General features: G+C 71.0%; 16 protein-coding genes and 1 pseudogene. 6 read left to right on the top strand and 11 right to left on the bottom strand.

Features of this window, described 5'->3' with window-relative positions; translation table 11 throughout:
- Nucleotides 1-27: 27 nt before the first annotated feature.
- The 4 genes from aceA to LV457_RS04430 form a co-directional block, all read right to left on the bottom strand.
- Nucleotides 28-2,244, bottom strand: a complete 2,217-nt coding sequence (gene aceA, locus LV457_RS04445; RefSeq protein WP_374198746.1) for an isocitrate lyase ICL2 — start codon at nt 2,242-2,244, stop codon at nt 28-30.
- Between the two features lie 151 nt (nt 2,245-2,395).
- The gene (locus LV457_RS04440) at nt 2,396-3,364 is read right to left on the bottom strand and encodes an aldo/keto reductase (RefSeq protein ID WP_232169321.1); all 969 of its coding nucleotides are present in this window, start codon (nt 3,362-3,364) and stop codon (nt 2,396-2,398) included.
- Nucleotides 3,361-3,636 (bottom strand): hypothetical protein, encoded by a 276-nt coding sequence (locus LV457_RS04435; RefSeq protein WP_232169320.1) that lies wholly within the window; start codon nt 3,634-3,636, stop codon nt 3,361-3,363. The genes LV457_RS04440 and LV457_RS04435 overlap by 4 nt, the downstream gene beginning before the upstream one ends.
- On the bottom strand, nt 3,633-5,093 hold the full coding sequence (locus LV457_RS04430) for an MFS transporter (RefSeq protein ID WP_232169319.1): 1,461 nt from the start codon (nt 5,091-5,093) through the stop codon (nt 3,633-3,635). Before LV457_RS04430 ends, LV457_RS04435 begins: the two co-directional genes overlap by 4 nt.
- A gap of 152 nt (nt 5,094-5,245) precedes the next feature.
- Between LV457_RS04430 and LV457_RS04425 the strand changes: the two genes are divergently transcribed.
- Nucleotides 5,246-6,208 carry an alpha/beta fold hydrolase gene (locus tag LV457_RS04425; protein ID WP_232169318.1) on the top strand — a complete coding sequence of 321 codons (963 nt, stop codon included), beginning with the start codon at nt 5,246-5,248 and terminating at the stop codon, nt 6,206-6,208.
- Here the strand turns inward: LV457_RS04425 and LV457_RS04420 are convergent.
- Nucleotides 6,205-6,762: a maleylpyruvate isomerase family mycothiol-dependent enzyme gene (locus LV457_RS04420; RefSeq protein WP_232169317.1), complete on the bottom strand. Its 558-nt coding sequence runs from the start codon at nt 6,760-6,762 to the stop codon at nt 6,205-6,207. The genes LV457_RS04425 and LV457_RS04420 overlap by 4 nt on opposite strands.
- On the bottom strand, nt 6,749-8,110 hold the full coding sequence (locus LV457_RS04415) for a flavin monoamine oxidase family protein (protein ID WP_232169316.1): 1,362 nt from the start codon (nt 8,108-8,110) through the stop codon (nt 6,749-6,751). Before LV457_RS04415 ends, LV457_RS04420 begins: the two co-directional genes overlap by 14 nt.
- 77 nt (nt 8,111-8,187) lie before the next feature.
- Here LV457_RS04415 and LV457_RS04410 point away from each other — a divergent pair, with 77 nt between their 5' ends.
- Nucleotides 8,188-9,159 (top strand): TIGR03617 family F420-dependent LLM class oxidoreductase, encoded by a 972-nt coding sequence (locus LV457_RS04410; protein ID WP_232169314.1) that lies wholly within the window; start codon nt 8,188-8,190, stop codon nt 9,157-9,159.
- Between the two features lie 115 nt (nt 9,160-9,274).
- Here LV457_RS04410 and LV457_RS04405 read toward each other — a convergent pair whose 3' ends face one another.
- Together LV457_RS04405 and LV457_RS04400 are read right to left on the bottom strand one after the other, a co-directional pair.
- Entirely contained in the window at nt 9,275-10,387 is a 1,113-nt protein-coding gene (locus tag LV457_RS04405; RefSeq protein ID WP_232169312.1) for a hypothetical protein, read from the bottom strand.
- Complete coding sequence (locus LV457_RS04400; protein WP_232169310.1) at nt 10,387-11,526, bottom strand: phosphotransferase family protein; 1,140 nt, start codon at nt 11,524-11,526, stop codon at nt 10,387-10,389. The genes LV457_RS04405 and LV457_RS04400 overlap by 1 nt, the downstream gene beginning before the upstream one ends.
- A 42-nt stretch (nt 11,527-11,568) precedes the next feature.
- Between LV457_RS04400 and LV457_RS04395 the strand changes: the two genes are divergently transcribed.
- From LV457_RS04395 to LV457_RS04380, 4 genes and pseudogenes are all read left to right on the top strand, one after another.
- Nucleotides 11,569-12,171, top strand: a complete 603-nt coding sequence (locus tag LV457_RS04395) for a TetR/AcrR family transcriptional regulator (protein ID WP_232169309.1) — start codon at nt 11,569-11,571, stop codon at nt 12,169-12,171.
- Nucleotide 12,172: 1 nt separating this feature from the next.
- Nucleotides 12,173-12,265, top strand: a pseudogene (locus LV457_RS04390) (PIG-L family deacetylase); the annotation flags it as partial.
- A gap of 153 nt (nt 12,266-12,418) precedes the next feature.
- Nucleotides 12,419-13,429 (top strand): hypothetical protein, encoded by a 1,011-nt coding sequence (locus tag LV457_RS04385; protein WP_232169307.1) that lies wholly within the window; start codon nt 12,419-12,421, stop codon nt 13,427-13,429.
- A 54-nt stretch (nt 13,430-13,483) separates the two neighbouring features.
- Nucleotides 13,484-14,308, top strand: coding sequence for a DUF1206 domain-containing protein (locus LV457_RS04380; protein WP_232169306.1), 825 nt, complete (start codon nt 13,484-13,486; stop codon nt 14,306-14,308).
- A 3-nt stretch (nt 14,309-14,311) separates the two neighbouring features.
- Here the strand turns inward: LV457_RS04380 and nuoN are convergent, their stop codons facing one another.
- Genes nuoN through nuoL form a run of 3 tightly spaced genes read right to left on the bottom strand, consistent with a single transcriptional unit; the run spans nt 14,312 to nt 19,325 of the window.
- On the bottom strand, nt 14,312-15,886 hold the full coding sequence (gene nuoN / locus LV457_RS04375; RefSeq protein WP_232169305.1) for an NADH-quinone oxidoreductase subunit NuoN: 1,575 nt from the start codon (nt 15,884-15,886) through the stop codon (nt 14,312-14,314).
- Nucleotides 15,886-17,445: an NADH-quinone oxidoreductase subunit M gene (locus LV457_RS04370; RefSeq protein ID WP_374198745.1), complete on the bottom strand. Its 1,560-nt coding sequence runs from the start codon at nt 17,443-17,445 to the stop codon at nt 15,886-15,888. Before LV457_RS04370 ends, nuoN begins: the two co-directional genes overlap by 1 nt.
- Entirely contained in the window at nt 17,442-19,325 is a 1,884-nt protein-coding gene (gene nuoL / locus LV457_RS04365) for an NADH-quinone oxidoreductase subunit L (RefSeq protein WP_232169303.1), read from the bottom strand. The genes LV457_RS04370 and nuoL overlap by 4 nt, the downstream gene beginning before the upstream one ends.

The following is a 19,325-nucleotide window of genomic DNA, read 5'->3' as shown; positions in this document are numbered from 1 at the left end:
CGGCACGGCCGGCACACACCCGGTTCGTCAGTCCTCCTTGCGGATCAGCCGCTGCAGCGCCTCGCGGTCGGGGGCCAGCAGTTCGTCGATGCGCGGGCGGTTGACCTCGGCGACGATGATCTCGCCGACGTCCTTGTGGACATCGCGGAAGATGCCGTGGGACTTCATCTTCTCGGTCTGATAGACGTTGTCCTCGGTGGGTGTCACGTAGTAGACGGCCTCGGCCTTGAAGCGGTGCACCAGCCACAGGTGGATCAGCGTCATCAACCGCTTCTGCCGCATCTTCGCCGCATAGGTGTTCTGGTCGCGCACCGTCAGGATGCTGCGGCCGTGGCGGTCCTTGATCGGGTCGACCAGCACGTCGGCGAGCTTCTCCTCGCCGTCGCCGTAGATGCCCAACTCCAGCACCTCGCCACCGGCGCGCCGCGGCCGCAACTGCACCCGCAACTGCTCGCCGATGTCGTAGTGCTCGCTCCACAGCGCGAGCCAATCCTCCAGCAGCTTCTTCGGCACCTCGGTCTGCACCAGGTGCTGGTGCTGCGTCGACCCTTTGCCCATCGCCTTGGTGGTGGCGGTGCGGCCCGACGACGCCAGCAGCGCGGCGTCGCTGCGCGGCCCGCCCACCAGCGTCTGCGGTGTGCGGTAAGGGGATTCGACCAGCCGCATCTTGCGCTGCAGCCGGGCGAGCGCCAGCATGCCGTCCTGGCGCAGCGCCGTCGCGAACTCCTCGGAGGCGACACCGTCGACCTGGTGGCCGCCGTAGGTGATGAAGTTGAAGACGAAGCCCATTTTGCCCAGTTCCTCGGGGAACGCCCGCATGTCGTCGTCGGTCATCCCGGTGGTGTCCCAGTTGAACGACGGCGAGAGGTTGTAGGCGAGCATCTTGTCGGGGAATTCGGCGTGGATGGCCTCGGCGAACTCGCGGGCGTCGGCGAGGTCGGCGGTCTTGGTCTCCATCCACAGGATGTCGGCGAACGGCGCCGCGGCGAGCTGCTTGGCGATCGCGTACGGAATGCCGCCGCGCAGCTGGTAGTAGCCCTCGGGGGTCTTGGCCAGCTCGCAGTCCCAGGCGACCTCGACGCCGAGCTCCCGGGCCTTTCTGCCGGCGGTGTACAGGGAGGCGCGCTTGGCGAAGTCCTGCCATTGCGCGACGCTCATGTCGTACGACTCGCCGTCGCGTTCGGCGAACTCGAGCCGAGCGGCGACCGCTTCGGCGTACGTCTTGAGCCCGGCGTCCTCCTCCCAGGCGGCGACGAACTTCGACTCCACCTCGTCGTAGATCGCGTCGTTGGTGGGGTCGCCGTCGGCGCGCCACCGGCCGGCCGCGTCGGCGATCACGTCGGCGATGCCGTTGCGCTGCAGCCATTCCCGGGCGGTCTGGTACTCGCCGTCGGGCAGCCAGTACATCTGGAAGCCGTTGAGCTCGGTGACGCCGGCATCGTGGAAGCTGCGCAGCATCGTCAGGAAGCACGACTTGTACGACGGAATCGACAGATTGGTGGCGCCGAGCAGGAACGGCTGATCCCGCTCGTCGGCCCGGCTGTCGATCAGGTTGGCGGCCTCGGCGTCGGTGCGGGCGACGATGATGCCCGGCACACCCATGATGTCGAGCTGGAAGCGGGCGGTGTTGAGCCGCTTGATCTGTTCGTCCGACGGCACGAGCACCTTGCCGCCCTGATGGCCGCACTTCTTGGTGCCGGGCCGCTGGTCCTCGATGTGGTAGCCGGGCACCCCGGCCTCGACGAAGCGGCGGATGAGGTTGCGGATGTGCGGATCTCCGCCGTGACCGGTGTCGGCGTCGGCGATGATGAACGGCCGGAAGTCGTACCGCGGCGTGTTCGCCCGTTGCTCCTCGGACATGCGCATGCGGAGGTACTGCTGGTTGCGGTCGGCGGTGAGCAGCGCCCGCACCAGGCCGGCGGCCTCGTCCGGCACCTGGCTGAGCGGATAGCTGGCGAGGTCGGGCCCCGGATCCTCGTCCTTCGAGCCCTTCGCCGACGTGGCCCAGCCGCCCAGGTAGATGCCCTCGATGCCGACCCGCTTCATCGTCACGGCCTGGCCGGGGGAGTACGGGCCGAAGGTGGTGATGCTCTTGCCCTGCGCGAACAGCTCCCGCAGCCGCGGATAGAACGCCTCGGCGGCTTCCCGCGCAATGGTGTAGTCCACGGGAATCGTGCCCCGCTGCTCCACCACCTGCCGGGCGGTGTAGAGCCGCGTGACGCCGTCGAAGCGAGCGCTCGTCATGAATGCCCGGGTGGCGTCGACCTCCTGGTCGAATGCCGTCGGGGTGGTCCGTTCCGCTGCCATCACCATGGCGTCACGCTCCTCGTCGAGCCGGTTGCACCGTCAAACGAGTCTAGGACTGCGGCTTCGCACGAGGTTTCGATCAGCGAATTCAGCGGCCCAGCTTCTCGCGCAGCGTGTCGATCGCGAAGCGGCCGAGCGACGCGGGCCGGAACGCGCGGGCGGCGTCGGTGAGGGCGTCGCGCGCGGGCACCGGCAACTCGATATCGGCGGCGGCGACGTTGAACTCCAGCTGCTCGACGCTCGAGGCGCCGGGGATCGCCACGACGCCCGGCAGGCTGATGAGCCACGCCAGCGCCACCTGCGCCGGCTGGGCGCCGACCTCGGTGGCCACGTCGCGCAGCGTCTGCAGCAGCGGCTCGATGCGCCGTAGGTTCTCGGTGCCGAACAGGTGGTTGGCGGCGCGCACGCCGCCCGGGCGGTTGTGCAGGCCGTACTTGCCGCCGAGCAGCCCCTGCTCCAGCGGGCTCCACGCGATCACGACGCGGCCCTCCCGCTCGGCGAACGGCACCAGGTCGTCGAGCGCGTCCGGGTGGGCGAGGGAGAAGTGCACCTGGTTGCTGACGACGGGCCTCCCCAGCGCCGCGTCGGCCTTGCGCCAGCGGGACAGCGAATAGTTGGAGACACCGACCGCGCCGATGCGGCCGCGCTCCAGCAGATCCCGCATGCCGGGCATGATCAGCGAATCGGGCACCACCGGGTTCGGTTGGTGCACCTGGTAGAGCGGGATGCGGTCGAGGCCGAGCCGCTTAGCGCTGCCCTCGGCGCGCTGCTTGACGACGGGGCCCACCGGCGCAATGGGGAAGATCTTGCTGGCCACCGCGACCTCGGTGCGCCGGTCCCCGAGCGCCTCGCCGAGGATGCGCTCGCTTTTGCCCATTCCGTAGATCTCGGCGGTGTCGAAGAACGTGACGCCGAGCGCCAGCGCGCGTTGCACGATGTCCCGCGCGGCTCCCGAGGCGTACTCGTCGCCGTAGCCCCATTCGCGGGAGCCGAACTGCCAGGTACCCAGGCCGATCCGGCTGACCCGTCCCACGCCGTCGATTTCGAGATACTTCATGGGTTTACCGTAGGCGAGTCGTCCGACACGGCGCGCCGGTTGCGGATCAGCCGCCAGACTCGCAGCGGCAGCAACCCGAGCAGCGGCGCGCGCTCGCCGAGGTTCGAGCCGTCACCGCGGTTGAACGCCTCGGCGTAGCGGCGGGCCCGCTCCGCGGTGGGGTAGGTCTTCGCGCCGCCTTCACCGCAGCCGTGGCGACACTCCCACCGCAGGGTTGCCCCGTCGGCGCGGAACACCGGGCGGTGGCCGACGACGTGGCAGCGCCACGTCACGATGTGGAGCCAGACTCGGCGGCGGTCAGCGGCGCGGCGATGTCCTCCAGCTGCTTGCCCTCGGCGCGCACCCCGAACAGCAGCTCGACGACACCGCCGAGCGCCATGACGCCCGCCCCGATCAGGAACGCCGTGGCGATCAGCCCGCGGTCGCCCGACTCGATCATGCCGCCGAACAGCAGCGGGCCGGTGATGCCGCCGATCGCGGTGCCGACGGCGTAGAAGAACGCGATCGCCAGGGCGCGCGTCTCCATCGGGAAGATTTCGCTGACGGTCAGATAGGCCGCCGACGCGCCCGCCGAGGCCAGGAAGAAGCACACGAACAGCACACCCATGAACACCCAGATGCCCGCGCGCTCGTTCGTGACGACCAGCGCGAGCGCCACCGCCACGACAGCAGATCCGACGTAGGACAGCGTGATCATCGGCTTTCGGCCCACGGTGTCGAAGAGCTTGCCCAACAGCAGCGGGCCGGCGAAGTTGCCGGCGGCGAACACGATGTAGAACGCGGGCACCACGCCCGACGCGACCCCGTAGACGCCGTTGAGCAGCGTGCCGAGGTTGAAGGTGACCGCGTTGTAGAGGAACGCCTGCCCGATGAAGAGCGCCAGCCCGAGGATCGCCCGCTTCGGGTACTTCCGGAACGCCATCGACGCGATCTCGCGGAACGGAATCGTCGTGCGCTGGTGGACCGTCAGCGAACCCCGGGGTTGGTCGAGCGCCACGTCGCCGGCGTCGGTGATCTCGCCCTCGATAGCGTCGACGATGCGTTCGGCCTCCTCCTGGCGGCCGTGGATGAACAGCCACCGCGGGCTCTCCGGCACATGGCGCCGCACCAGCAGCACCACGACCCCGAGCACGGCGCCGATGCCGAACGCCAGCCGCCAGCCGACGTTCAGTGGCAACAGCGCGGTGTTCAGCAGGACCAGTGAGCCGGCCGCGCCCAGCACCGCTCCCAGCCAATAGGTTCCGTTGATCGCGAGGTCGACGCGGCCGCGGGCCCGCGCCGGGATCAGCTCGTCCACAGCGGAATTCACCGCCGCGTACTCCCCGCCGATGCCGGCTCCGGTGAAGAACCGCATGACGAAGAAGTACCAGGGCGAGAAGCTGAAGGCGGTGAGCGCCGTGGCGACCAGATAGAGGCCGAGCGTGATGAGGAACAGCTTCTTGCGGCCGAACTTGTCGGTGAGCTGCCCGAAGAACAGCGCGCCGAGACACGCGCCGGCGATGTAAACCGCCGCGGCGAGGCCGATCTGGCCCTCGGTGATCTGCAGGCCGCTGCCGTCCTCGGTGAGGCGGGCGGCGACGTTGCCGACCATGGTGACCTCGAGGCCGTCGAGCAGCCACGCGGCGCCCAGGCCGATCACCACGCGCCAGTGGAACCTCGACCACGGCAGTCGATCCAGGCGGGCGGGCACCCTGGTGGTCACCGTGCCCAGCTCGGCATCCGCGGTCATCGTCGACTCCCTCTGTGTCACCGAGGTCAGTGCGCGAGGTGTTCCCCTTGTCCGCCGACTTGAACCCGCCCGTCGGAGAAGACGCGGCCGCCGACGCGGATGCGCGGTTAGGATCTCGCGCACGGCAACGGGGCCACTGGAACGGAGATCCGATGAGCGCACAGCGACTGGTGCCGGCGAACACCTATCCAGGGCCGACGAGCCTGCCGCGGGGCCGCACGCTGGACGTCCGATCCGCCGACGGCACCCGCCTGCACACCCAGGTCTTCGGACCCGCCGACGGCTACCCGGTGGTGCTGTCGCACGGGATCACCTGCGCGCTGCGGGTGTGGCACGAGCAGATCCGCGACCTGTCGCGCGACTACCGCGTGATCGCCTTCGACCACCGGGGTCACGGCCGCAGCGACGTGCCGCGCCGCGGACGGTACAGCCTGAACCACCTCGCGGCGGATCTGGACGCCGTGCTGTCGACGGCGCTGCGGCCGGGCGAGCGGGCGGTGGTCGCGGGGCATTCGATGGGCGGTATCGCGATCACGGCGTGGGCCGAGCGCTACCGTCACCGCGTCGCCCAGCGGCTCGACGCCGCCGCGCTGATCAACACCACCACCGGTGAACTCCTGGAGGAGGTGCAGCTGTATCGGATGCCGGCGCGGTTGTCCGCGGCGCGGGTCGCCGCGGCAGGGCGGATGCTCAAGACCTTCGGCTCGATCCCGGTGCTGCCGCGCACCGAGGCGCCGACGCGGCGTTTCGTCTCGGCGCTGGCGGTGGGCCGCGACGCCGATCCGGCGATCGCCCAGTTCGTCTACGAGCTCTACGCCACGACGCCGCCGGCCGGTCGCGGCGGCTGCGCCCGCGCGCTCGTCGACGGGCTCGGCCCCCGCCGCCGGATCGGCGTGCGCAACCTCACCGTCCCGACGCTGGTGATCGGCAGCGAGCGCGACCGGCTGCTGCCCGTCGGGCAGTCGCGCAAAATCGCCGCGGAGCTGCCCGACCTGTTCGAGTTCGTCACCCTGCCGGGCGGCCACTGCGCCATCCTCGAGCGCCCCGACGAGGTCAACCGCCGGCTGCGGGCGCTCATCGAGAACGCGGGCGGCGCAGCGAGACTCAGCTCCTAGGTCGGCGGGCGCCACCGCGGGTCGCGGCCGATGAACGCGACGAGCCGGTCGGTGTCGTCGGCATCGGCGGGCACATCGACCGCCGGTCCGTACTGGCCCGACGCGCGCAGCACCTCCTCCATCGGCTGCATGCCGGCCAGCAGCGCCCGGCAGTAGCCCGGATCGAGCCGGTCGTCCTGACCGGTCGCCCGCGCCAGGTCCCAGGTGTGCATGAACACGTCGGCGGTGTAGAAGTTGTCGATCACCTGTGTCAGCGGCTGGGTGGGAATGTGCTCGTGCGAGAACGGCTTCGCGGCCAGCGGCCCGTCGAGGAGGTCCTGCACGGCGGCGGTGTGGTGGCGCCAGGCCGCCACCGGGTCGTCGGCCACGGGCGGACCGGCCGCCAGCGTGACACCGCCGGAGGCGAGCAGCCCGGGCAACCACGTCACCAGGTGGTCGACCACATCGCGGGCCACCCAGCCGGGGACCGGTGCGGGGGCGTGCCAGTCGGTCGTCCCCTGCACGCGCTCGGTGAAGGTCGCGGCGACGACGCGGTGGTGTTCAGCGGGCTCCATGGATCTTTCCTTCGGTTCCGGACAGCGTCGCGTCGACCTCGGCGGCGGCGCGCTGACCGGAGCGTACGGCCCCGTCGAGGAATCCGGTCCAGGTGTCCGCGGTCTCGGTGCCCGCCCAGTGGATCGGCCCGACGGGTGCGCGCAGCCACGGGCCGAAGCGGGTCCATGACCCGGGCGGCACGGCCGCCGTCGGGCCGCCGGGCGCGAATACCTCTGCGCCCCAACGGTGGTCGGCATAGTCGAGCGGCGTCAGCGCCCGATCGCCGAACAGCGCCGCGAAACCCCGCAGCGCCTGGCGGCGGCGTTCGGCGGGCGGCAGCGGGTCGAAGGTGCGGGCGTCGGCGAATCCGAGCAGCACCCCCGGCCCGGCGGGAGCGGGGCTCACGTCGAAGGTGATGAACACCGGACCCTCGTCGGACAGTCCTTGCCCGGACCGGCCGTCGTCACGCCAGAACGGCCGGTCGTAGACGGCGTAGGCCTTGCTCAGCACGCCCTGCGGCCACCGCTGCTGCAGCCCGGCGTACGGCGGGGGCAGCGCCGGCCGGAAGGCGATGGCCGCGCGGTGCGCGGGCGGGATCGCGACGATCACCCGCTGCGCGTCGAGCGCGTCGTCGCCGGTGTGAACGGTCACGCCGTCGGGCCGGTGGTCGACGGCATGCACCGGGGCGTTGCGCCGCACGCGCGGGTGCAGCTCCGCGGCCATGCGCACCGCGATGTCCTGCGTGCCGGCGACCAGCCGGTCCTGCTGCGCGCCGCCGCCGGTGTCGAGCATGCGGTCCAGGCCGCCGGCGGCCTTGACGTAGCGCAGCGCGTGCAGCATCGACACCTCGTCGGGTTCGGCGCCCCAGGTCACCCGCGCCGCGATCGCCATCAGGTCCCGCGAACTGCGCGACGCATGCACCGACCGCAGCCAGCCGCCGAGCGACATCCCGTCGAGGCGTCCGGCGTCCGGGGCGGTCCACGGCTCGGCCACCGGAACGCGCTGAGCCGACCGCGCGAAAAGCCAACGCACGCGGCCGATGTCGAGCAGGCTCGGTAGCGACAGCCTGGGGATGGTGCCGGAGTAGGTGCGCGTGCGACCGCGCCAGCGGATGACGTTGCGGCCCTGGTCGAAGGTCGCGGTGGTGGGGCAGCCGAGCTCGCGCGCGAGCGCCAGCACCGCGTCCTGCGTCGGGCCGACGAAGGTCGCGCCGAGGTCCACCGGCACCCCGCCGACGCTGCCGGTGTGCGAACGGCCGCCCACGCGGTCGCGGCCCTCCACCACCAGCACGTCGCGGCCGCGACGGGTCAGCTCGCGTGCCGCCACCAGGCCCGCGAACCCCGCACCGACGACCACGACGTCCACCACACGACCATCTTGCGACTTCGGCGTGGTTTCGATCGCCGGCCCACGGAAATCACGCCGAAATCGCTAGGGTGCCAGGGATGAAGGTGCTCACCGCGCTGTATCAGCCGACCGACGCGATCGACCGGGCGCAGGCGCTGCGGGAGGCGGGAGCGGCCGGCGTCTTCACCTTCGAAGGCCCCAACGACGTGTTCGCGCCGCTCACCCTGGCGTCGACGGTGGGCGGCCTGGATCTCATGACGAATGTGGCGATCGCGTTCCCGCGCAACCCGATTCACCTCGCGCACCAGGCGCACGACCACCAGGTGCTCAGCGGCGGGCGGTTCACGCTGGGGCTCGGGACGCAGATCCGCACCCAGATCGAGAAGCGCTTCGGCGCCGATTTCGAGCGGCCCGTCGGGCGGATGGTGGAGCTGATCGCCGCGCTGCGCGCCATCTTCGACGCCTGGTCGACCGGCGAGCGGCTCGACTTCCGCGGCGAGTTCTACCGGCACACGCTGATGACGCCGAACTTCACGCCCGCACCGAGCCCGTACCCGCCGCCGCCGATCTACGTCGGCGCGTTGGGCCCGCAGCTCACCCGCGCCACGGCCCGGCACGCCGACGGCCTGCTGGTGATGCCGTTCGGCTCCAAGCGTTTCCTGCAGCAGGTGACCATGCCCGCGGTGCGGGAAGGGCTCGCCGCCGCGGGCCGGACGGAGTTCGCGGTCGTGCCGGAGATCATCGTGTCGGCGGGCGACGATCACACCTCGGCCCGTCGGCTGCTGGCGTTCTACGGGTCCACGCCCGCCTACCGCCCGGTGCTGGAGGCGCACGGATGGGGTGACCTGCAGCCGGAGCTTCACGCGCTGTCGAAGCAGGGCCGCTGGCAGGAGATGGGCGATCTGATCGACGACGAGGTGCTGACGACCATCGCCGCCTGCGGCACGCCGAAGGAGATCGCCGCGCACATCGCCGACCGGGTCGACGGGGTGGCGGACACGGTGTGCATCTACCAGCCGGCCCCGATCGGCTACCACACGCTCGCCGAGATCATCGACGCCCTGCCCTGACCCGCTTCCCGCTTCCCGCTTCCCGCTTCCCGCTTCCCGCGAACGTTCATTACCGGCCCGGATTTCCGCAATATGGCGACGGGTAATGAACGTTCGGCGGGGTGGGGGAGGCGGGTCAGGGGGCGACGGTCAGCCAGTCGGTGAAGCCCGACGGGTCGTGGCGGCCGAGCGCGCCGTGCTCGAAGAGCCCGTGACCCTCCGACGTCTTCCCGGCCTCGGTGCACACCGCGCGCCCGACGTGGTCGATGACGCCGAATGCGGCCCGGCCGACGACGGCCGGGTCGGTCATGTCGTAGGTCAGCCGCTCGGTGAACTGCTGGCCCTTCCACACGCCGTGGGTCCAGTCCGGGTCGCCGCCGTAGCCGCCGCCCACGTGGATCGGCACCGCGAGCTTCGACTCGACGTCGAACCGGATCGGCGAGCCGTCGCGGGTGGTGGCATCGATGGTGGCGCCGGTGGGAATCCTGGTGCCGCTGCGGTAGTGGATCTGCACGCGCGGCCAGCCGAGCTGCTCGACGCGGCCGTCGCGGAACACGCGCGTGCAGTCGTTGAGCGAGCGGAACCCGTCGGGCTCCTCCTGGATGATCAGCACCAGCGCGAAGTCGTCGAACGCCATCGGCACGTAGAGCCACCACATGCCCTCGAACGGGGGATCGGCGGGGCGGCCCGCGGGTTCGGCCTCGCCGATCGGGCGGATGCCCCAGCTGCGGTCGCGGGTGCCAATCCAGGTGGCCGGGTCGACGTCGATGCGCTCGCCGTCGACCGTGATGGAGCCGGCCCACGTGCCGACCTGGGCGAACCGCTGCGCGTCGAGCGTCACGCGATTACCGGCACGCAGGACGTGCGGCTGCTCCTGCACCGGATCGAACAGGCCCTGCCAGGTGAGGTCGACGGCGATGCCCTCGGTGTCCGCCAGGCTGATCCGCAGCGAGCGCAGCGGGTCCAGCACCTCGACGCGGTAGTCGCCGACGTGCTGATTGAGCCGGTCGGCGTCGAGCGCGTCGGACAGGTGCACCGCGGTCTGGGTATCGCCGCGCCTCACCAGGACGAAGGCGTCCTTCACGCCGAGGTTCGGGTAGTAGCCGATGCCGGTGATGAGGAAGATGTCGCCGGTGCGGTCGTGGGCGTTGAAGTAGGAGCGGTCGTAGAAGTTGCGGTCCGACGTGCCCGGCCGGGCGATGGGCAGTGGGAGCTGGTGGACGGGGTATTCATCGAGCGGACCGAGCATCAGGCGTCGTCCGCCATCAGCCGTCGCAGCAGGGCGGCGTGGTAGAACAGCGACTCCACGTCTTGGGGTCGCTCCATCTCGCCGAACCGCACGCGCCGGGCGCCGGTGCGCATGAACACGCAGCACCAGATGACGCCCGAGTAGACGTAGAACCACCGCAGGTCGCCGAGCTCGACGCCGGTGAGCGCGCGGTAGGTCTCGCGGACGTCGTCCTCGCGCAGCACGTCGGGCAGTCCGGGCAGACCGGCGAGCCCGGCGAGCTCCTGGAACACCAGGTGGGCGAAGATCAGCCACGACACGTCGAGCTCGCGCGGGCCGATGGTGGCCATCTCCCAGTCGAGCACGGCGACCGGCCGGAAGTCGCGGTACATGACGTTGCCGATGCGGGCATCGCCCCACGCCAGCACCGTGTCGGAGGCGGCCGTGCCGGCGGGGAAGCGGTCGTCCAGCCAGGTCAGCGCCTGCTCGACCAGCGGCGAGCGCCCGATGTCGGGCACCGCGAACTCGTACCACTCCCGCAGCCAGCCGAAGTGCCGGCGCAGCGGGGTGTCGCCGGGCGGGTCGACGTCGCCGAGGAACGCGAAGGTGGTTGCGGCGTCGGGAATCCCGTGCAGGGTGGCGAGCACCTGCACCGTGCTGTCCTGCAGCAGGCGGCGCTGCTCGGGCGGCGCGTCGAAGAACCAGTTCCCGCCGAAGGTGTACGGCATCACGTCCGGCGGCACCACGCCCTCGACGTGGTCCATGAGGAAGAACGGGGTGCCCAGCACCTCGCCGGTGGTGTCGAGCCAGCGCACCCGCGGCACGGGCACGTCGGTGAGCTCGCCGACGAGCCGGATGACCTCGAACTGGTGGTCCATCCGGTAGGCCGGGAACACCGGCACGTCCTGCGGCGTCGGGGCGACGCGGGCCACCCAGCGCCGCGTGACCTCCGAGCCGTCCTCCTGCCAGCGTCCGGTGAGGACGATGGTCTCCGAACTCATTCCGTTGGAATCGATCCCGCTCTCGACGGTGACCTCGGGGCGCACGCCGCCCGGCAACACGGTTGCGAGCCAATCGGCCAGCACACCCGGCAGCATGGTGACGTCGCGGCTGGAATGCTGCAGTCGGCTGACGTCTTCGACGGCCGGTCGAGTGGACATGGGCCTCATCCCCTGACGGATTACGATACGGTGGGTAGCGTTATGAAAGCAGACGTGATTTCGGTTGACAAGGCCTCGACCGCCGGGCGGCCCCGGGACCCGCGCATCGACGCTGCCATACTCCGCGCGACGGCGGATCTGCTTGTCGAGATCGGCTACGCGAACCTGACGATGGCGGCGATCGCCGAGCGTGCCGGCACCACGAAGACGGCGCTCTACCGCCGGTGGTCGGGCAAGGCGGAGCTGGTGCACGAGGCGGCGTTCCCCGCCGCGCCGACCGCGCTCGCCATGCCCGCCGGGGACATCGCCGCGGACATCCGCGCGATGATCGCCGCCGCCCGCGACGTGTTCACCAGCCCCGTGGTCCGCGCGGCGTTACCCGGGCTGGTCGCCGACATGGCCGCCGACGCCCACCTGAACGCCCGGGTGATGGCGCGCTTCACCGAACTGTTCGCGGCGGTGGACGTCCGCATCCGCGATGCGATCGCGCGCGGCGAGGTGCACGCCGACGTCGACCCCGATCGGCTCGTCGAGATCGTCGGCGGCGCCACGATGTTGCGGCTGCTGCTGCGGCCGGACGTGGCGCTCGACGACGCCTGGGTGGACCAGACCTCCGCGATCGTCGTGCACGGCGTGGCGACATGACCGCACCGTGCGGTGCGCGCCGGCCAGTCGCGGCGAGGCGGGCATCGCGGGCATGGCGCCCGAGCGGGCCGGACCGCTGCGGGAATGTGAGCGGCCGCCGCGTCGTCGGCTTGATCCGACGGCGCTGACCGGCCGGTCGGGCTTGCTGACCGGCTGTCCGCGCGAGCGGTTTCCTCGCCGTCAATCCGGGTAGCCGCTTCGTATCCATTGGCCGGCTCCGGCCGGGTGTACTCAAAGGAGAGTCATCATGCGAGACGCCCTACGAGACATGTGGTCGTCGGTCGCGACGTTCGCGCCCAAGCTCGTCGCCTTCCTCGTCATCCTCATCATCGGCTGGATCGTCGCCAAGGTGCTGGCGAAGGCGATCGACAAGGTGCTCGAGCGCGTGGGATTCGACCGCGCGGTGGAGCGCGGCGGCGTGCGGCGGGCGCTGGCCAAGAGCCAGTACGACGCGTCGGACATCGCCAGCAAGATCGTCTACTACGCGCTGCTGCTCTTCGTGCTGCAGCTGGCGTTCGGTGTCTTCGGGCCGAACGCCATCAGCGACCTGATCACCGGCGTGATCGCCTTCCTGCCCAAGTTGTTCGTCGCGCTCATCATCGTGGTGGTGGCGGCGGCCATCGCCGCCGCGGTGCGCGACCTGGTGTCGAACGTGCTGAGTGGGCTCTCCTACGGCAAGTTGCTCGCGAACATCGCCAGCGTCTTCATCCTCGGGCTCGGCATCATCGCGGCGCTGAACCAGATCGGGGTGGCGGTGACGGTGACGCTGCCGGTGCTGATCGCGGTGCTCGGGACCGTCGGTGGCATCTTGATCGTCGGTGTCGGCGGCGGGCTCATCAAGCCGATGCAGGACCGGTGGGAGCGCTACCTCGACCAGGCAGAAGACGAGAGCCGCAAGATCCGCGAGCAGGTGAAATCGCAGCGCGGCGAGACCCCGCCCACCGGCATGCCGGCCGGGCAGGCGTCGACGGCGTCGTACGCGCTGCCGTCGCAGCAGGCGCAGCCGCCGCAGCAGCAGTCGCCGGGCACGGCACCCGGCTACGGCGGTTCGCCCGATCCCTACGGCCAGCCGGGCGGCGGTCAGTACGGCCAGCCTCCGCAGTACGACCAGGGCGGTCAGTACGGCCAGCCTCCCCAATATGGCCAAGGCGGCGGTCAGTACGGGCAGCCTCCGCAGTACGGCCAGCAGGGCCAGTACGGCCAGCAGGGCCAGTACGGGCAGCCGCCGGAGGGCCCGTCGCCGGGCCGCGGGTTCTAGCGTCTGCCCGACGTCGCCGGTCGACAAGACGGCCGTGGTGTCCGAGGACTGCGCGTGGCTGTGACCGTCGGAGACGTCGACGGCGCGATGGATCGCGCCGCGGGCAACCGCGCGTTCCGGGTGGCCGCCCGCGCCGGCTACCTCGCCACCGGGGTGCTGCACCTGTTGCTCGCCTACATCGTGGTCCGGCTGACCATCTCGGCCGACCGGAGCCTGCCGAGCGCAGACCAGTCGGGTGCGCTGGCCACGATGGCCGCCGGGCGCGGCGGCGCGGCCATGCTGTGGGCCACCTGTGCGGCGTTCGCCGCGATCGGGCTGTTCCGGGCCGCCGAGATCGTGACGGGCACCCATCCGAACGACCAGCGGGCCGACGATCGACGCGCATTCGAACGGCTGAAGGCGGCCGGGCTGGCGGCGGTGTACTTCGCGCTGGCCTGGTCGGCGGCCCAATTCGCGATGGGCGGCGGCACGTCGGCCGGAGCGCAGAACGCCGGGCTCAGCGCGCGGCTGATGCAATCCGGCGCCGGCCGGATCGCGTTGATCGGGCTCGGCGCGCTGATCGTCGTGATCGGCGGCTACCACGTGTACAAGGGCGTGGCACGGACGTTCGTCCACGACCTCACGGTGCAGGGCGGGCCGGTCGTCGTCCCGCTCGGCGTGACGGGCTACGTGGCGCGCGGCATCGCGATCGGCGGGGTGGGGGTGCTCGTCATCCTCGCCACACTGCGATCCGATCCCGCGCAGGCCGCCGGGCTCGACGTCGCGGTGAAACTGCTGGGCCAAACGTCGTGGGGCAAGGCGTTCCTGGTGCTCGCCGCGCTCGGCTTCGTCGCGTACGGCGCGTTCAGCTTCGCATCGGCCCGCCTGGCGCGGATGTAAGGATCAGCCGACGAAGGGCGTCGCGGCGTCGACGAGGTCGAGCAGCGGCTGCGGCAGGGCGCCCAGCACAAAGGTGACGACGGCCGTCGCACCGATCGCGGTGATCGTCAGCGGGCTCGGGGTGATCACCGCGGGCCCGTCGGCGGGCGGGTCGGTGAAGAACATCAGCACGATCACCCGCACATAGAAGTAGGCGGCCACGGCGCTGGCGATCACGCCGACCACCACCAGGGGCAGCGCGCCGCCCTCACCGGCCGCCTTGAACACCGCGAACTTGCTGACGAAGCCGCTGGTGAGCGGGATACCGGCGAACGCCAGCAAAAACAACGAGAAGACCACGCCCGTCACCGGATAGGACCGGCCGAGACCGGCCCAGCGGGCCAACGCGGTGTCCTCGCGTCCCGCGTCGTCGCGGACCAGCCCCACCAGGGCGAACGAGCCGAGCGTCGAGAGCCCGTAGGCGAGGAGATAGAACAGGGTCGCCGCGAGCCCCGCATCGTTCGCGGCGATCACACCGGTCAGGATGAAGCCCGCGTGCGCGACGGCCGAGTAGGCGAGCATGCGCTTGACGTCGGTCTGGGTGACAGCGGTGACCGTCCCGACGAGCATCGTGGCAATCGCGACGGCCCACAGCAGCGGCCGCCAGTCGGCGGCCACCCCCGGCAGCGCGACGAAGCAGATCCGCAGCAGCGCACCGAACGCCGCAACCTTCGTGGCGGCGGCCATGAACGCCGTGACCGGGGTGGGCGCCCCCTGGTACACGTCCGGGATCCACGAATGGAACGGCACCGCACCGACTTTGAACAGCGGCCCGACGAGCAGCAGCGCCACCCCGATCAGCGCGAGTGGGGGCGGGTCGGCGGTCAGCGCGTCCCGCAGTCCGCGCAGGGTCAGCGTGCCGGCGTAGGCGTAGAGCAGCGCGATGCCGAAGAGGAAGAACGCCGACGCGAACGCGCCGAGCAGGAAGTACTTGAGCGACGCCTCCTGCGAGATGAGCCGCCGCCGCCGCGCCAGCCCGCACAGCAGATAGAGCGGCAACGACAGGACCTCCAGCGCGATGAACATCGTCAGCAAGTCGTCGGTGGCGCCGAACAGCATCATGCCGCCGACGGCGAACAGCAGCAGCGGGAACACCTCGGTCTGCATGACGCCGCTGCGGGTGGCCTCCTTCTCGACGACGCTGCCCGCGACGGTCGCCGCCTGCGGGGCGAAGGCATCGAGGCCGCCGGAATACGCGGCGGCGCCCGCGGTTTCGGGCACGGGCAGCCGCTCGGCCACCAGCAGCACCCCGAGGACACCGAGCAATGCCACGGTGCCCTGCAGGTAGAGCGCCGGCGCGTCGATGGCCACCGCGCCCATCGCCGCCAGCGTGCCGGCTGAGCCGTCGAGCCGGGTGCCGAGGACGACGACCGCGGCGAGCGCCGCCGCGAGCGCCCCCACGCTCAGCACCAGCTGGGCGGCGTAGCGGCGGCGGCGCGGCGCGAACGCCTCGACGAGCACCCCGGCGACCGCGGCGCCGAAGACGATGAGCATCGGTGACAGCCAGCCGTATTCGACACTGGGCGCCGGTATCGGCATCAGCGACCCTCCTGGGCGATCCGGGGCGGCGGGTCGGTCATGTCGACGGTGGTCATGGTGTGGCCGACCGCGGGGTCGATGACGTCGAGCGCGACCTTCGGATAGAGCCCGAGCACCAGCAGCAGCGCGAGCAGCGGTGCGACGACGGCCATCTCGCGGGGCCGCAGGTCATGTAGCCGCTCGTTGCCGTCGGCGACGGGTCCGGTCATCATCCGCTGGTACAGCCACAGGATGTACACGGCGGACAGCACCAGTGCGCCGGCGGCGACCACGGCGACCGCGGGATAGCGCGTGAACGTGCCGATGAGCACCAGGAATTCGCTGATGAACGGCGCGAGGCCGGGCAGCGACAGCGTGGCCAGGCCCGCGACGAGAAAGGTGCCGGCCAGCACCGGCGCCACCTGTTGGACACCGCCGAAGGCGCTGATCGCCCGCGATCCCCGTTGCGATACCAGGAATCCGGCGATCAGGAACAGCGCCGCGGTGGAGATGCCGTGGTTGACCATGTACAGCGTCGAGCCGGCCTGGCCCTGGCTGGTCATGACGAAGATGCCGAGGATGATGAACCCGAAGTGCGAGATCGACGTGTAGGCGATCAGCCGCATCACATCGGTCTGGCCGATCGCGACGACCGCGCCGTAGAGGATGCCGATCACGGCGAGCGTGATCACCAGCGGCCGGAAGGTCGTCGCGGCGTCGGGAAAGAGCTGCAGGCAGTAGCGCAGCATGCCGAAGGTGCCGACCTTGTCGACGACGGCCATCATCAGCACCGCGGTCGCCGGGGTGGCTTCCACGGCGGCGTCGGGCAGCCAGCGGTGGAACGGCCACAGCGGCGCCTTGATCGCGAACGCGAACAGGAACCCGCAGAACAGCAGGTTCGCCACGGCCGGGTCGATCGCGAGCTGCCCGCTCCGCACCGCCGCGACGATGGCGCGGACGTCGAACGTGCCGGCGGTGAAGGCGTCGCTGCCGGCGGTCACGACGTAGAGCCCGATGACCGCGGCGAGCATGACGAGACCGCCGAACAGGTTGTACAGCAGGAACGTCACCGCCGCCTTGGAACGGTCGCGCGACGCCGACCACCCGTAGCCGCCGATCAGGAAGTACATCGGGATGAGCATCGCCTCGAAGAACACGTAGAACAGCAGCACGTCGAGCGCCGTCAGCGAGATGAGCACCATGCCCTCGACCGCGAGGATCAGCGCGACGTAGCCGTGAACCGAGCGGGCGCGCTCGCCGCCGTCGCGCCAGCCGGCGATCAGCAGCAGCGGCACCAGCACGGCGGTCAGCACGACCAGCGCCAACGCGATGCCGTCGATGCCGAGGCGGTAGCCGGTGCCGAACGACGGGATCCACGGCAGGTCCTCGACGAACTGGTACTGCGGGCCGGCCGGGTCGAAGCGCACCGCGAGCAGCACCGCAATCGCCAGCACCACGACCGAGACCGCCAGCCCGGCGTAGCGCGCCAGGCGCCGCGCGGCGGCGGGCAGCCCGATGACGACGACCGCGCCCGCGAGCGGCACCGCCCACAGCGCGCTGAGCCAGCCGATGCCGCTCACCACGTGCCCACCGCCACCAGCGCGCCGACCACCAGCACCGTGCCCGCGAGCATCGCCAGCGCGTAGGACCGCGCGAACCCGGTTTGCAGCTGCCGCAGGCAGTCCGACCCGCGTCCGACGAGGGCCGCCAACCCGGTGGCGACGCCGTCTATCCCGCGGTCGTCGAAGGTCACCAGACCGGCGGTGAGGCGTTGGCCCGGTCGCATGAACACCTGCTCGTTGACCGTGTCGCCGTAGAGGTCTCGCCGCGCCGCCACCGTCACCGCCGACACGTCGGTCGGCGCGGTCTTTGGCACCGGGCGGGCGGCGTAGGCGCGGTAGGCGACGATCACGCCGACCGCCACGACGCTCAGCGTCACCACCGTCATCGCCCATACCGGGATCGTCGGGTGGCTCTCGGCGCTGCCCACCACGGGTTCCAGCCAGTGCGACAGCGTGCCGCCGACCGCCAGCGCCCCGCCGGCGGCCACCGAGCCGACGGCCAGCAGGATCATCGGCCAGGTCATGATGGCCGGCGCCTCGTGGGGATGGTGGTGCGTGTCCCAACGGCGGTCGCCGAAGAAGGTCAGCAGCATCACCCGCGTCATGTAAAAGGCGGTGAGCCCGGCGCCGACCAACGCCGCCCCGCCCAGCAGCCAGCCCTTGACTCCGCCCGCGGCGAAGGCGGTTTCGATGATGGCGTCCTTGGAGAAGAAGCCCGCGAACGGCGGTACGCCGATGATCGCCAGATAGCCGAGCCCGAACGTCGCGAAGGTCACCGGCAGCACCCGGCGCAGGTCGCCGTAGCGGCGCATGTCGGTGTCGTCGGCCATCGCGTGCATCACCGAGCCGGCGCCCAGGAACAGCCCGGCCTTGAAGAAGCCGTGGGTCAGCAGGTGCATGATCGCCACGGCGTAGCCGGCCGGGCCGAGACCGGCGGCCAGCACCATGTAGCCGATCTGCGACATCGTGGACGCCGCAAGCGCCTTCTTGATGTCGTCTTTCGCGCAGCCGACGATTGCGCCGAACAGCAACGTCACCGCCCCGACGGTCACCACGGCGAGCTGCGCCACCGGCGCCAGATCGAAGACGGGGCCGGAGCGCACGATCAGGTACACGCCCGCGGTGACCATGGTTGCGGCGTGGATCAGCGCGGAGACCGGTGTGGGGCCCTCCATCGCGTCGCCCAGCCATGATTGCAGCGGCACCTGCGCCGACTTGCCGCACGCCGCCAGCAGCAACAGCAGCCCGAGCAGGTTCAGCGTGCCCTCGTCCATCGCCGGCGCCGCGCCGAACACACCGCTGAAGCTGACACTTCCGACCGCGGCGAACATCACCATCAACGCGACCGCCAGGCCGATGTCGCCGACGCGGTTGACCACGAACGCCTTCTTCGCGGCGGTGGCCGCCGACGGTTTATGCGACCAGAAGCCGATCAGCAGGTACGACGCCAGGCCGACGCCCTCCCACCCGAGGTACAGGCCGAGGAAGTTGTCGGCGAGCACCAGCAGCAGCATCGCCGCGAGGAACAGGTTGAGGTAGGCGAAGAACCGTCGGCGACCGGCGTCTTCTCTCATATAGCCGACCGAGTAGAGGTGGATCAGCGATCCGACACCGGTGATCAGCAACACGAAGCACACCGACAGCGCGTCGAGACGCAACCCGAAGTCGACCTGCAGTTGCGCGACCGGCACCCAGCGCAAGAGCCGCTGGTCGATCACCCGGCCCTCGGCGGGGCGGCCCAGCAGCTCGGCGAACAGCACGGCGCCGACGACGAACGCGCCGAGTGCGGCCGCGCAGCCCAGCCGGTGCCCCCAGCGGTCGGTGCGCCGGCCGCCCAGCAGCAGGACCGCCGCGCCCGCGGCGGGCAGCGCGAGCAGCGGCCAGAGCAGTCCGGTCAT

It is taken from the genome of Mycobacterium sp. MYCO198283 (assembly GCF_021213805.1).
In the GTDB taxonomy this organism is placed as follows: domain Bacteria; phylum Actinomycetota; class Actinomycetes; order Mycobacteriales; family Mycobacteriaceae; genus Mycobacterium.
Note: the sequence above shows the minus strand (reverse complement) of the source record. Positions and strands in the feature narration are given on the sequence as shown.

What these genes read in the sequence shown, in the direction of transcription:
- nuoN (WP_232169305.1), bottom strand. Translation starts at nt 15,886, where the DNA reads ATGCCGATACCGGCGCCCAGTGTCGAATACGGCTGGCTGTCACCGATG.
- LV457_RS04395 (WP_232169309.1), top strand. Translation starts at nt 11,569, where the DNA reads ATGAAAGCAGACGTGATTTCGGTTGACAAGGCCTCGACCGCCGGGCGG.
- LV457_RS04405 (WP_232169312.1), bottom strand. Translation starts at nt 10,387, where the DNA reads ATGCTCGGTCCGCTCGATGAATACCCCGTCCACCAGCTCCCACTGCCC.
- LV457_RS04440 (WP_232169321.1), bottom strand. Translation starts at nt 3,364, where the DNA reads ATGAAGTATCTCGAAATCGACGGCGTGGGACGGGTCAGCCGGATCGGC.
- LV457_RS04430 (WP_232169319.1), bottom strand. Translation starts at nt 5,093, where the DNA reads ATGACCGCGGATGCCGAGCTGGGCACGGTGACCACCAGGGTGCCCGCC.
- nuoL (WP_232169303.1), bottom strand. Translation starts at nt 19,325, where the DNA reads ATGACCGGACTGCTCTGGCCGCTGCTCGCGCTGCCCGCCGCGGGCGCG.
- LV457_RS04400 (WP_232169310.1), bottom strand. Translation starts at nt 11,526, where the DNA reads ATGTCCACTCGACCGGCCGTCGAAGACGTCAGCCGACTGCAGCATTCC.
- LV457_RS04410 (WP_232169314.1), top strand. Translation starts at nt 8,188, where the DNA reads ATGAAGGTGCTCACCGCGCTGTATCAGCCGACCGACGCGATCGACCGG.
- LV457_RS04385 (WP_232169307.1), top strand. Translation starts at nt 12,419, where the DNA reads ATGCGAGACGCCCTACGAGACATGTGGTCGTCGGTCGCGACGTTCGCG.
- LV457_RS04420 (WP_232169317.1), bottom strand. Translation starts at nt 6,762, where the DNA reads ATGGAGCCCGCTGAACACCACCGCGTCGTCGCCGCGACCTTCACCGAG.
- aceA (WP_374198746.1), bottom strand. Translation starts at nt 2,244, where the DNA reads ATGACGAGCGCTCGCTTCGACGGCGTCACGCGGCTCTACACCGCCCGG.
- LV457_RS04425 (WP_232169318.1), top strand. Translation starts at nt 5,246, where the DNA reads ATGAGCGCACAGCGACTGGTGCCGGCGAACACCTATCCAGGGCCGACG.